Source organism: Dietzia sp. 179-F 9C3 NHS (assembly GCF_045369825.1).
GTDB lineage: Bacteria > Actinomycetota > Actinomycetes > Mycobacteriales > Mycobacteriaceae > Dietzia.
On sequence record NZ_JBIQES010000003.1, the window covers coordinates 161,902 to 173,923 of the forward strand.

Sequence of the window (12,022 nt, forward strand, 5' to 3'; positions counted from 1 at the left end):
ACGTTACCCGCCGGGCATGGGTGCCGGTTGCCCCGCGGACCCGAGGAAGTCGGCCGCCATGGTCACGGCGGGCCCGGAGGAGTCGGCGCCCTCGATGAGGACCGCGAACGCCAGGTCGCCGGTGGAGCCCACGAACCAGCCGTGGGCCGGCCCGTCGCCGACCTCCGCGGTGCCGGTCTTGCCGCCGAGTCCGGGGATTGACGACGCGGCGGTGGCCGTCCCGGAGCGCACGGTCTCCTCCATGAATCCGCGCAGGGTGCTCACCACATCCTCCGGTAGCGGCTCCGGCGACTGGTCCGCCACGGCCGGCATGCCGTCGATCACCACGGGCAGCACCATCCGCCCGCCGTTGGCGAGCGAGGCCTCGAGGAGCGCCATGCCGAAGGGGCTGGCCAGCACCTCGCCCTGACCGATCGCGGCCTCGACTCGGGCCGGCCCCTGCTCGGTGACGGGCACGGTCCCGGTGATCGTGGTGAGGCCGGGAGTGGTGAGGTCGACGCCGAGACCGAGCCTGGCCGCGGTGTCCTTCATCGCCGACGGCTCCAGCCGGTCGCTGATCACGGCCTGGCTCGTGTTGCACGAGCGGGCGAACGCGGTCCGCAGCGGGACCTCGCCCAGGGCGAAGTCGTCGTCGTTGGGGATCGTGCGGCCCGAGACGGTGATCTGGGCCGGGCACGGCACGACCTCGTCGCGGCCCACCACGCCGGCGTCGAGCGCGGCGGCGGTGGTGACGGTCTTGAACGTCGACCCCGGCGGGAACTGCCCCTGCAGCGAGACCGGCCCCTGGGCGTCGGCGGCCGAGTTCTGTGCCACGGCGAGCACGCCGCCGGTGGAGGGCTGGATCGCGACGATCGACGCGGCCCGCCCGGAGGCGTCCACGGCGCGCTGCGCCTCCCGCTGGATCGACGGCTGGTAGGTGGTGACGAGGTCGTCGACTTCGCCCCGGGGCGCGCCGCCCAGCTCCACCGGTTCGGCGTCGGGGTTGACGAGGGTCGCCGACCAGCCGCCCGCCTCGCGCAGCGCGGTGAGCCACGCGCCCTCGAGCTCGGTGAAGCCCGGCGAGCGCAGCTCGCGGTCAACCTGGATGAGCCGGCCGGACTCGGGCAGCGTGACCCCCTCGATCGCGGCCAGCTGCTCACGGATCGGGTCGATGTCCTCGGGCCGCAGCGCCACCACGGTGTACGGCTGCCCGGGGTTCTCGGACATGCCGTCGCGGATCGACTGCCCGGTGATCGTCGGCGCGGCGCCGCTCACGAGCCCGGCCACCGGGTCCGCGGCGTCGGTGGCGTCCGGAGAGAGTGTCACCGCCGTGACCGGCATCCATTGCATGAGCGGTGCCCCGGTGCGGTCGACGATGCTCGTGTCCCAGTCCAGGTCCTCGGTGAACCGCAGCGTGCCGCCGGGGGCGAGGCGGGTGTCGAGGATCGTCGGCGCCCACTCGACCCGCCACTGGTCACCCTCCTTGACGGTGCGCGCCTCGCCGCCGGTGGTGACACTGCGCTCGGGTCCTTCCTCCTGCGGCGGTTCGGTCGAGGACGCCAGGTCCCACGTGATCTCGAGCCGCACCGGGTCCTTGTCCGGCCGCCGGTCGCTGCCGGTGGTGGCCGCCGAGCCGATGGTGCCGAACGTCGAGATCGTCTCGGTGAGCCGCGCCTCGGCGGTCTCGGGGTCGGTGGTGAGCGCGGCCGCGGCGGTCAGGTTGCCGCGGGAGAGCTCGTCGATGAACTGCTGGAGCTCGTCGGACCCGGTGTCGCCGGTGATCGCGGCGCAGCCGGTGCCGGCCAGGGCCACCGCGAGTGCGACCGCGGCGAGACCTGTGGTGGCGCGACGGGCCCGGTGACTACGATGCATGGGGTGCATTCCTCCACGAAACCAGACTCGGGCCGGAAGCGCCCGGGCCGCGCGGCCGCGTGGGCCTGGACCCGGTGATCGGCCTGGTCCCGGTGGTGGGCGACGCCCTCGGCGGGATCGTCGCGGCCCTCGTTCTGGGTGAGGTCGTGCGTCACCGCGTGCCGATCCACGTGCTGTTCCGCATGGGGTGGAACTACGTCGTGGACGCCGTGATCGGACTCGTCCCGCTCGCCGGCGACGTGGCCGACGCCGCCCACAAGGCCACCTCCAAGAACCTGCGTCTGCTCGACCGCACGATCGCCAGCGGCACGCAGGTCGACACCACCGTTCGCGGCTACGTGGGCCGAGCCCTCGGCGCGGTCGGCCTCGTGCTGCTCGTGATCCTGGGTCTGGCCGGCATCGCCGTGTGGGGCGTGCTCCACGTCTTCGGCGTCGTCTGAGGCTCCGGCCGCCTCCGCTGCAGCCCTACCGAAATCGGCGACTCCGCTGGTGGATCGGCAGCGCATGTGAGGGTCGCCGACCCAGCAGCGGAGTCGCCGATTTGCCGGGGGCGAGGCGGGGCGGGGGTGGGGTCAGTCGCGGGTGACGGGAAGCAGGCGGCGGACCACGTCGTCGAGCGTGATGACGCCGCGCACCTCGGCGGCGTCGGTGCCGGGGATGCCCTCGGGCTTCTCGACGACGACGAGGTGGGCTCGCGCCTCCCGCATGCGCCGGAACGCGTCCGCCACGGACAGGTCGTGCTCGAGCGCCAGGCAGGGTCGCATGAGGTCACCGGCGGTGGCGTCGGGTCCCGCGGTGAGCGAGTCGCGGGCGTGGATCACGCCCACGACCGTCGTGCCGTCGAGCACGAGCAGCCGCAGGTGCCCGGTGCCGCGGGCGACCTCCCGGATCTCCTCGGGGGTGGCGTCGACGGGCACCGACGACATCCCCTCGGGCGTCGCGGACTTGTCCACGCCGCGCTCGCCGAGCAGGTCGCCCACGGTGAGCTCCTGCAGCTCGAGGGCGCCGAGGAGCTGGCGGTGGTGCGTGTCGTCGAGCGTGCCGGCCTCGCCGGAGTGGCGGACCAGCTCGCGCAGCGAGTCGGCGTCCTGTCCGGCGCCCACCTCGTCGATGGCCTCCACGCCGAGGCGGTGCAGGATCCGGTTGGCCGTGGTGTTGAGCACCACGAGCAGCGGTCGCGTGACCCACAGGAACGCCCGCATCGGCAGCGCGAGGATCGTGGCCGAGTACTCGGGGTGTGTGATGGACCACGACTTGGGCGCCATCTCGCCCGCCACGAGGTGGAGGAACGTGACGATGATGAGCGCCAGGACAAAGGCGATGACGTCGGCGGTCCAGTAGGGCAGCCCCCAGCCGGCGAAGACGGGCGTGAGCCAGTGGTGCACGGCGGGCTTGGTGATGGAGCCCAGCGCCAGCGCGCACAGTGTGATGCCGAGCTGCGCCCCTGCCAGCAGCAGGGTGAGCTCGGAGGCGTTGCGCAGGGCTGCGCGGGCGGCGGCACTCGTGGCGGCGGCATCCTCGAGCCGGTGACGACGGGCCGAGATGAGCGAGAACTCCACGGCCACGAAGAACGCGGAGGCCACGATGAGCAGGACGGTCGCGCCGAGCACGACGAACGGGTTGCTCATGAACCCGGTCGGTGCCTCGGCGGCGAGGACCACAGCGGGGCCGGCGGTCATCGGGCCACCTCCTCGACGACGATGTGCACCTGGGCGGGCACGCGACGCTCGACGCGCCGGACCTCGGCGCGCAGGATCCGGTCGGCGGACAGTTCCTCGAGTACGTCCGTGTCCGGCAGCGGGACGTCCACGCGGTCGCCCACGGCGGGCAGCTCGCCGGAGGTGGCGATCACCAGCCCGCCGAGGGTCTCGGCGTCCACATCGGGCAGGGTGATCTCGAGTAGCCGCTCGACCTCGTCGAGGTGGGTCTCGCCCGGCATGAGCCAGCCCAGGCCCTCGCTCACCGGCACGCCGGCGGCGGAGTGGGGGTCGTGCTCGTCGGCGATCTCACCGACGATCTCCTCGGCCATGTCCTCCATGGTCACGACGCCGGCGAAGCCGCCGTACTCGTCCACGACCACCGCCATCTCGGCGCGTTCGGTGTCCAGGCGGATGGCCACGTCGGGCAGGGGCAGGGAGGTGGGGACGACGACGGGGGCGCGCATACGGCGGGACACGGGCGTGGTGGCCGCCTCGTCGTCGTCGACGGTGAGCAGGTCGTGGAGATCCACGACGCCGAGCACGTCGTCGGCGTCCTCGCCCACCACCGGGTAGCGCGTGTGGCCGGTGGCCATCTTGGCCACGACGTCGGCGACCGTGTCCTCGGCCCGCACGACGTCGGTGCGCGAGCGCGGGATCATGGCGTGTTCGGCCGGCTGGCCCGGGAAGTCGAGCATGCGGTCGAGCAGGCGACTGAGCTCGGGGGACAGCTCACCGGTCTCGCCGGACTCGGCCACAATGTGCTCGAGGTCGCGCGCGGTGGCCGAGTGCTCCTTGTCGTGGACCGGCTCGATGCCGACCACCTTGAGCAGCGCCTCGGAGGCCTTGTCGAACAGCCCGATGAGCCAGCCGAACAGGGCCAGGTAGAGGGTGGTGGAGCGGGCGAGCCAGCGGGCGACGGGCTCTGGCTTGGCGATCGCCAGGTTCTTGGGCACGAGCTCGCCGAAGATCATCTGCACGACCGTCGAGAACAGCAGGGCGAGAATCGTGCCGATCGCCACCCCGGCGGCCTGAGGCACGTTGGCCATGCCGAGGAGCTCGCCGAGGGACCGGCCGATGAGCGGCTCGGCCACGTACCCGACAAGCAGGGCGGTGACGGTGATGCCGAGCTGGGCGCCCGACAGCATGAACGACGTGCGGCGGGTGACGCCGAGGACCCGCTCGGCGGCGGCGTCGCCCTTCTCGGCGGCGGCCCCCATGCGGGAGCGGTCGACCGCCATGAAGGCGAACTCCTGCGCCACGAAGTAGCCCGTGAGCGCGGTGATCGCGAGGACGACGAGAACGCCGACCAGTAGTGAGAGTGCGATGCTCATCCGGTGTGCCCCCTTCCGTGAAGGGGGCTGCTAGATCGGGCCGGGGTGTCGGCTCGGCTCACTGGTGGTGCTCCTGCGCAGGTCGGGGACGCGGAGACGTCCCTGGTTCGAGGATGTGTCCCGGGGTGATCCCGGGACCGTGTCGATTGTCCCGTCCCGTGGCCGGAAAGTCGATTCCGCGGATGATCGGAGAGTGAAGGCGGGTGAGCGGAAGTTGTCCGGCAGGCGTCGCAGGAGTATCACTGTCTGACATGGCAACCGACGAGACGGGCAGCACCCCCGCCGATCTCACCCCTCACACCGACCCTTCCGCCGACTATCCCGCCGGCGCCGACGAAGACCCCGCCCTCGCCGACTCCGACCGCCGGTTCTTCGGGCACCCCCTCGGGCTGGCCAACCTGTCGGGCATCGAGCTGTGGGAGCGCTTCAGCTTCTACGGCATGCAGGCGATCCTGGCTTACTACATCTACTACGCGGTCGGGGAGGGCGGCCTCGGTTACTCGCAGCAGATCGCCACCTCGATCGTCGGCGCGTACGGCGGGCTCGTCTACGCCTCCGCGATCCTCGGTGGCTGGGTCGCGGACCGGCTCCTCGGCGCCGAGCGGACGCTCTTCGGCGCGGCCGTGCTCATCATGGTGGGCCACGTCTCGCTCGCGGTGGTCCCCGGCGCGATCGGCCTCGGAATCGGCCTGGTGAGCGTGGCCGTGGGCGCCGGCACCCTCAAGGCCACCACCTCGACGGTCGTCGGCGGCATGTACCGGCTCACCGACGACCGCCGCGACGCCGCCTTCTCGATCTACTACATGGGCGTGAACATCGGCGGCCTGCTCGGGCCGTTCGTCACCGGCTGGATGTGGCAGTGGCGGGGCTTCCACTGGGGCTTCGGCGCCGCCGCCGTCGGGATGGCGCTGGGCCTGATCCAGTACGTCGCCATGCGCCGCTCCACCCTCAAGGGCGTCGGCGTGGTGGTCCCCAACCCGCTGCCCCGCCCGCAGCGCCTCTGGTATCTGCTCGGCGGGCTCGTCGTGGTGGCGCTGGTGGTCACGGCGATCGCCACCGGCCTCCTCCCGCTGGAGCGGCTGGCGACGGTCGTCACCGGCATCGCCGTGGTGGGAGCGATCGCCCTGTTCGCGATCCTCATCGGCAGCGCCCAGACCACGGCCGAGGAGCGCAGCCGCGTGGTGGCGTTCATCCCGCTGTTCTTCGCCTCGGTGGCGTTCTGGGCGATCTTCCAGCAGCAGTTCACCGTAATCGCCATCTACTCGGACCAGCGGCTCGACCGGAATCTGGGCGGCTGGGAGATGCCCGCGAGCTGGGTGCAGTCGATCAACCCGCTGTTCATCATCCTCTTCGCCGCCGTGTTCGCCGCGATGTGGGTCAAGCTCGGGGACCGGCAGCCCTCGACTCCCATGAAGTTCGCCCTGGCGAACCTCATCATGGGTCTGGCCGCCCTGGCCTTCCTGCCGTTCGTGGGCCACGCGGCCACCCCGCTGCTCGCGATCGTCGGGATCCTGTTCCTGTTCACCATGGCGGAGCTCCTGCTCTCGCCGGTGGGCCAGTCGGTGTCCACCAAACTCGGCCCGCGGGCGTTCAAGACCCAGATGGTCGCGCTGTTCTTCCTCACCGTCTCCATTGGCAGCGCCCTGTCCGGCGTGCTCGCCGGCTACTACAACCCGGACGACGTGGGCGCCGAGCGCACCTACTTCCTCGCGTTGGGCATCGCCGCGATCGTCGTGGCGGTGTCGATGGCCGCGCTCACGCCGTGGATCAGGAAGAAGATGCTCGGGGTCCGCTGAGGTCCACTGTCTGAGGTCGGTGAGCCGGGCGACAGGTGTCGTAGGCCAGGGCGTCGATCCCACGCCGCTCCACGCCGGTGTCACCGCCGGGCATCCGGCCTCTCCTCGGCCTCGTCGTTGGCCTCGCGTGGGGACCCGGATAGGGTCGGGGCCATGACGTCACCGGAGCCATTCCTCTCGGGCACCGGCCGTCGCCTCGATCCTGCGGGCGCGCTCGTCGGCGTCGTCCTGCCGCTGGTGGCCGTGGCCGCGGTCGTCGCGTGGCTCGCCACGCGGTGGGGTGAGCTCCCGGACCCGTTCCCCTCGCACTGGGGTCCATCCGGTGAGGCCGACGCGTGGGCGCCCCGAGGGGAGGCGATCGGGTTGCCGGCGGCCATCGTCCTGGTCACGGTCCTGCCGATGACGATGCTCGCGGCGTTCGCCCGGGTGGACCGATTTCTGCGGCGGATCCTGCTGGCGGTGGGCGCGCCGGTCCTCGGCATGGTCGGGGCGCTCCTGCTGGCCCCGGTGTGGCGGGCGCTGGCCGGCGATCCGGAGCCGCCGGTCACCGACTGGGAGGCCGCGCTCGGCGCGGCGGTCGGGCTCGTGGTGGGGCTCGTCGGCGCGGCGATGCTCGTGGACGGGCGGCCGCGTGTCCCGGCCCCGGAGCGTCCCGACCCCGCGCTGCCGCGTGCCCCGCTCGTCGAGCTGGAGTACCGCCTCGCGCTGGGGCCGTCATGGCGCTATGGCATCCTCGCGCTCCTCGTGGGCACCGTCGCGGTCACGCTGGTGCTCCTGCCCGGCCTCGGCGTGGCGATGGCGTTCGTGCTGCTGCCCGCGCTCGTCGTGGTGTTGCCGTTCGTGGTCCACGTCGGTCCTGACGGACTGAGCGTGCGGCAGGCGGGCATGGAACTCCTCCGAGTCGACGCCCGGGAGCTCGCCGCCGCGAGCGTCACCACGATCGACCCGTGGGCCCACGGCGGCGTTGGCTATCGCCTCACCGGCCGGGGTTCGGTGCTGCTCGCGACGGGCCGGGGGCCGGGTGTCCTGGTCGCGACGGGCTCGGGCCGGTCCGTGCGCCTCGGGGTGCCGGCAGCCGGGGCGGGCGGGCCGGCAGCGGCCGAGCGGGTGGCGGGCGTGCTCAACGCGGCCGCGGATGCCGCGGGCCCCGGTCGCTGAGTCCCTCACGACAGAGCATCCTTGACGGCGCCGGTGGTTTCAGGTCCGCGCGGTTGTCAGTCCGCCGAGCCCTTCTGCCAGGTACTCCACGGCACGGACCAGTCGCCGTTCTGCCACACCTCGAGTTCGGGGCCGCCGGTGCCGCGCACCTCCACGACGTCGCCGGCGACGGCCTGGTCGAAGTACCACTGCGCGTTGGCGGGGGACAGGTTGAGGCAGCCGTGCGAGACGTTGGTGTTGCCCTGCGCCCACATCGACTCGGAGAGGGCGTGGAAGTAGATGCCGTCGTTGGAGATGCGGACGCCGTGCGCGACCGTGGTCTTGTAGCCGCCGCTCTCGATGGGGAAGCCGTAGGTCGAGGAGTCCATGACCACCGAGCTGGCCTTGTCGAGGACCGTGTAGGTGCCCCGCTGGGTCCAGAAGTGCATGCTCACGCCGTTGTAGGTGGCGTAGCCGCCCTTGCCCATCGAGGTGGGCATGGTCATGACGGGCTTCTGGTCGTGGAAGACCGTGACCGTCTTGGTGGCGTCGTCGGCGATCGCGACGCGGCGCTGACCGATGGTGAAGTGCGCCTCGGCGTTCTCGCCGCCCCACTGGCCCCCGCCGAGGTCGCGGCCGTTGGTGTCCAGCTCCACGTTCACCTCGGTGCCGGTGGCGTAGAAATCCTTGGGGCGCCAGTGCGCGGTGTAGTCGTTGAGCCAGAACCAGTTGCCCTCGACGGCCGGCTCGGTGGTGACGTGCATGTGCTCCTCGACTGCGTCGCGGTCTGCCACCGGCTGGTCGAACTTGGCGGCCACGATGATCCCGACCCCGTACTCGCGGTCCGACTCCAGCGCGCCACCGCCGGAGGAGACGAGGCTCGGGGTGACGATGCTCGTCGGGTTGGCCATGGTGAAGGACCGCTTGTCGGTCTTCGGCCCGCCCTCGGCGCCCTGGTAGGTCACGTCGAGCGTGTAGGTGCGCCCGTAACCGAGCGGGACGGCGGGCTTCCAGGAGGAGCCGTCGCGCGCCATCTCGCCCTCGATGACCTTGCCCGCGTCGTTGGTGAGGACCGCCTTGGTGATGCGGCCGTTCGCCACCTCGGCGGTAACGCCGTCGACCACTGCTACGCCGGTGGCCTTGTCCTTCGGGGTGACCGTCAACGACGCCGGGGCGGGCGCCTCCTCGGTCTCGGTGGGGGTGGTCTCGCCGGCCGAGCCCGAGGGCACGGGGATCGTGCAGCCGGTGAGGGCGAGGAGGATCGCCCCGATCACCGCCACCAGGGCGAGGGCCGGGAACCCGGTGCGTGGGGCGACGCGGGACCTGGACAGGGACATGCAGAGCTCCGAAAAAGGCGAACGGGGGCGAACCGGTGAGAACCGGAGTCGCCGTTTATCATGCCCGTGGGGTCCGACACGCGGCTAACTCGACATGGCTCACTCAGGGTCTCGTGTCCGAGTTGTGATCGCGGAACACCGGGAACGGCCGCGATTGTGACCAGAATCTCAGCGGAGGCGGCGGTGTGGGGCGGAGGGGAGTACAACGGAGGGCATGAACCTCGAGCGTCCCGTCACGATCATCGGTGGCCACGGCAAGGTCGCCCTCCGCGTCGCCAGGATCCTCAGCGATCACGGCACCGACGTGTACTCGATCATCCGGAATCCCGACCACGCCGACGACGTCCGGGAGGCCGGTGCGCACCCGGTGGTCGCCGACGTCGAGGAGCTCGACGCGGAGGGGCTCGCCGAGAAGGTGGTGCGCGGCTCCGGCGCCGTCGTGTGGTCGGCGGGCGCCGGCGGCGGCAACCCGGACCGCACCTACGCCGTGGACCGGGACGCCGCGATCCGCACGATGGACGCGTGCGCGGAGGAGGGCGTGGAGCGCTTCGCCATGGTCTCCTACCAGGGCGCCGGGCCCGACCACGGCGTCCCCGAGGACTCCTCTTTCTTCCCCTACGCCGAAGCCAAGGCCGCCGCCGACGAGTACCTGCGCGGCACGAAGCTCCACTGGACCATCCTCGGACCCGGCAAGCTCACCGACGAGCCCGGCCGCGACACGATCGGGGTCGGCGAGGACATGCGGGAGGATCGCGCCACGAGCCGCGACGAGGTGGCCGCCGTCATCGCCGCCGTCCTGCGTCGCCCGGACACGGTTGGCCGCACCATCGAGTTCACCGACGGCGATACGCCGATCGGGGAGGCACTGACCCGCGAGTGACGTAGCGTCGGTGCCCGTGAGGGTTCTGGTGACGTGCTCCTGGATCACCGCCGCCTGTGCCCTGCTCATCGCGTTGTGGACCGCCCCGCAACTCCTGGCCACCGGGGTCGTGGGCGTCGGCGGCTCCCCGCTGTTCGAGGTGCTCTACCTGTTCCCCGCGCTCATCGGGGTCCCGGTGTGTCTGCTCGCCGCGGCGGTGGCCGCGACCCTTCTGGTCCGAGGGGTGGTGACGACGACGGCCCGCCGCCTGCTCGCCTGGGGGCAGATCCTCACCGTGACGCTCCTCGCGCTGTGTGTGGCGGCGCTCGCGACGCCCCGCGCGACCGGGTGGGAGCTCGCGCTCATGCCCGGTGCGCTGCAGGTCGGGCAGGTCGTCGTGGCGGCGGGGCTGATCCTGCTGGTCCGCGATGGCCGCCGAGGCGGGTGAGCGTGGGGCCGCGCCGCGGAGCGACATCCTCTCGGCCAGCCGGCAGCGGTCCGCCCGGGAGACTCGTCGACCGGGAACCGGCACGACGCGGTGCCTGATGGGCAGAATGGGGTCCATGCGCGCCATCCATATCTCCAGCCATGACGGCCCCGAGGCGATCGAGGTCGTCGACATCCCCGAGCCGGAGGGCGGTGATGCCGTCGTCATCGACGTCCACGCCTCCGGGGTGACCTTCCCCGAGGTCCTCCAGAGCCGCGGGAAGTACCAGATCTCGCCGCCGATGCCGTTCGTTCCCGGCTCCGAGGTCGCGGGCGTCGTGCGGTCGGCGCCCGCGGGGTCGGGCTTCGCCGCCGGTGACCGCGTGTGCGCCTTCCCCGGGCTGGGCGGCTTTGCCGAGGTCGTGGCGGCCGACCCGTCGTGCGTCTTCCCGCTGCCGGACTCCCTGAGCTTCGTCCAGGGCGCCTCGGTGCCGATGAACGTCCTCACCGTCCACTTCGCCCTGGCCCACCGCGGCCGGATGCAGCCCGGCGAGACCGTGCTCGTCCACGGCGCCGGCGGCGGCATCGGCATCGCGGCCACCCAGTTCGCGGCGGCGCACGGCAACCGCGTCATCGCCGTGGCCTCCACCGAGGAGAAGCGGGAGCTGGCACTGCGGGCCGGGGCCTCCGACGCGATCTCCCCCGAGGGGTTCAAGGACACCGCCAAGGAGCTCACCGACGGCCGTGGCGTCGACCTCGTCGTCGACCCTGTGGGCGGCGACCGCTTCACCGACTCCCTCCGCGCCCTCGGCCAGGAGGGGCGGATCCTCGTCATCGGGTTCACCGCCGGCGAGATCCCCACCGTCAAGGTCAACCGCCTGCTCCTCGGCAACAAGAGCGCCGTGGGCGTGGGCTGGGGCGAATACTGGATGAGCAACCCCGGCTACCTGCAGAAGCAGTGGGCCGAGGTCGAGCCGCTGCTCGCCGCCGGAAAGCTCGACCCGCTCGTCGGCGCCGAGTTCCCGCTCGAGCGGGCGGCCGAGGCGCTGCAGCTCATGGACGGCCGCGGGGCGGTGGGCAAGATCGTGCTCACCCACGGGCGCTGACGCCGGCCCCCGCAACCGGCGGCCTGCCCGCATGCTTCTGCCACCACCTGCCCCTGCCTTTGTCTTTGCCTCTGCCGGCCCCGCCACCGTTAGTGCACACTCGCCACGGCGCGCGCCGTGGCAGATGTACACGAAGGGTGGCGAGGACGGGCAACGGCGGCATCTGCTATAGCAGTTGCCACAGATCGGGTCTCGGGTCTCGGGCCTCGGGCCTCGGGCCTCGGGCGACTGGCCTCGGGTCTCGGGCGACGGGCGAGAAGCGACGGGCGTCGGGCTCGTGAGCGGAACCGCCGGAACCTGGCGCAGCCGCTGACACTCGCGGACGCTAGAACGCTCCCTCCGGCATCCGCATCACGTCGAGGTCCAGCAAGTCAGTCGTCGCGCAGGCGGCCCACACCTGCGGCAGATGCGCGCGGCTGTGCCGGATGCGTCGGTCAGGGGGAGCGTGCGGGGCCGGGGCGCCCAAGACCGGGCTTCTA

Annotated in this window: 10 protein-coding genes; 6 read left to right on the top strand and 4 right to left on the bottom strand. The window is 72.1% G+C overall.

Translation table 11 applies throughout. From position 1 onward, the window contains the following. Window positions 1-3: 3 nt before the first annotated feature. The gene (locus ACH0BZ_RS05330; protein ID WP_406896938.1) at window positions 4-1,851 is read right to left on the bottom strand and encodes a penicillin-binding transpeptidase domain-containing protein; all 1,848 of its coding nucleotides are present in this window, start codon (window positions 1,849-1,851) and stop codon (window positions 4-6) included. Between the two features lie 59 nt (window positions 1,852-1,910). Here ACH0BZ_RS05330 and ACH0BZ_RS05335 point away from each other — a divergent pair, with 59 nt between their 5' ends. Then, complete coding sequence (locus tag ACH0BZ_RS05335) at window positions 1,911-2,291, top strand: DUF4112 domain-containing protein (protein WP_406896939.1); 381 nt, start codon at window positions 1,911-1,913, stop codon at window positions 2,289-2,291. A gap of 132 nt (window positions 2,292-2,423) precedes the next feature. On the opposite strand, the gene ACH0BZ_RS05340 is transcribed toward ACH0BZ_RS05335, so the two are convergent. Together ACH0BZ_RS05340 and ACH0BZ_RS05345 are read right to left on the bottom strand one after the other, a co-directional pair. Then, a complete protein-coding gene (locus ACH0BZ_RS05340) occupies window positions 2,424-3,479 on the bottom strand; it encodes a hemolysin family protein (protein WP_406897127.1) in 1,056 nt (351 codons plus the stop codon). Between the two features lie 47 nt (window positions 3,480-3,526). Further along, window positions 3,527-4,882, bottom strand: coding sequence for a hemolysin family protein (locus tag ACH0BZ_RS05345; RefSeq protein WP_406896940.1), 1,356 nt, complete (start codon window positions 4,880-4,882; stop codon window positions 3,527-3,529). A gap of 251 nt (window positions 4,883-5,133) precedes the next feature. Here ACH0BZ_RS05345 and ACH0BZ_RS05350 point away from each other — a divergent pair, with 251 nt between their 5' ends. Both ACH0BZ_RS05350 and ACH0BZ_RS05355 read left to right on the top strand, forming a co-directional pair. Further along, on the top strand, window positions 5,134-6,678 hold the full coding sequence (locus ACH0BZ_RS05350; protein WP_406896941.1) for a peptide MFS transporter: 1,545 nt from the start codon (window positions 5,134-5,136) through the stop codon (window positions 6,676-6,678). Between the two features lie 153 nt (window positions 6,679-6,831). Beyond that, the gene (locus tag ACH0BZ_RS05355; protein ID WP_406896942.1) at window positions 6,832-7,836 is read left to right on the top strand and encodes a DUF1648 domain-containing protein; all 1,005 of its coding nucleotides are present in this window, start codon (window positions 6,832-6,834) and stop codon (window positions 7,834-7,836) included. 56 nt (window positions 7,837-7,892) lie between these two features. Here the strand turns inward: ACH0BZ_RS05355 and ACH0BZ_RS05360 are convergent, their stop codons facing one another. Continuing rightward, window positions 7,893-9,152 carry an Ig-like domain-containing protein gene (locus tag ACH0BZ_RS05360; RefSeq protein WP_406896943.1) on the bottom strand — a complete coding sequence of 420 codons (1,260 nt, stop codon included), beginning with the start codon at window positions 9,150-9,152 and terminating at the stop codon, window positions 7,893-7,895. 214 nt (window positions 9,153-9,366) lie between these two features. On the opposite strand from ACH0BZ_RS05360, the gene ACH0BZ_RS05365 reads away from it, so the two are divergent. The 3 genes from ACH0BZ_RS05365 to ACH0BZ_RS05375 all read left to right on the top strand — a co-directional run bounded on the left by ACH0BZ_RS05365 (window position 9,367) and on the right by ACH0BZ_RS05375 (window position 11,543). Next, window positions 9,367-10,032, top strand: coding sequence for an SDR family oxidoreductase (locus ACH0BZ_RS05365; RefSeq protein WP_406896944.1), 666 nt, complete (start codon window positions 9,367-9,369; stop codon window positions 10,030-10,032). Between the two features lie 16 nt (window positions 10,033-10,048). Further along, a complete protein-coding gene (locus ACH0BZ_RS05370; RefSeq protein WP_406896945.1) occupies window positions 10,049-10,459 on the top strand; it encodes a hypothetical protein in 411 nt (136 codons plus the stop codon). 115 nt (window positions 10,460-10,574) lie between these two features. Continuing rightward, on the top strand, window positions 10,575-11,543 hold the full coding sequence (locus ACH0BZ_RS05375) for an NADPH:quinone oxidoreductase family protein (protein ID WP_406896946.1): 969 nt from the start codon (window positions 10,575-10,577) through the stop codon (window positions 11,541-11,543). Window positions 11,544-12,022 lie beyond the last annotated feature (479 nt).

Coding starts and splice junctions, on each gene's coding strand:
- ACH0BZ_RS05375 (WP_406896946.1), top strand. CDS start 10,575: ATGCGCGCCATCCATATCTCCAGCCATGACGGCCCCGAGGCGATCGAG.
- ACH0BZ_RS05360 (WP_406896943.1), bottom strand. CDS start 9,152: ATGTCCCTGTCCAGGTCCCGCGTCGCCCCACGCACCGGGTTCCCGGCC.
- ACH0BZ_RS05330 (WP_406896938.1), bottom strand. CDS start 1,851: ATGCATCGTAGTCACCGGGCCCGTCGCGCCACCACAGGTCTCGCCGCG.
- ACH0BZ_RS05340 (WP_406897127.1), bottom strand. CDS start 3,479: ATGAGCAACCCGTTCGTCGTGCTCGGCGCGACCGTCCTGCTCATCGTG.
- ACH0BZ_RS05355 (WP_406896942.1), top strand. CDS start 6,832: ATGACGTCACCGGAGCCATTCCTCTCGGGCACCGGCCGTCGCCTCGAT.
- ACH0BZ_RS05365 (WP_406896944.1), top strand. CDS start 9,367: ATGAACCTCGAGCGTCCCGTCACGATCATCGGTGGCCACGGCAAGGTC.
- ACH0BZ_RS05350 (WP_406896941.1), top strand. CDS start 5,134: ATGGCAACCGACGAGACGGGCAGCACCCCCGCCGATCTCACCCCTCAC.
- ACH0BZ_RS05345 (WP_406896940.1), bottom strand. CDS start 4,882: ATGAGCATCGCACTCTCACTACTGGTCGGCGTTCTCGTCGTCCTCGCG.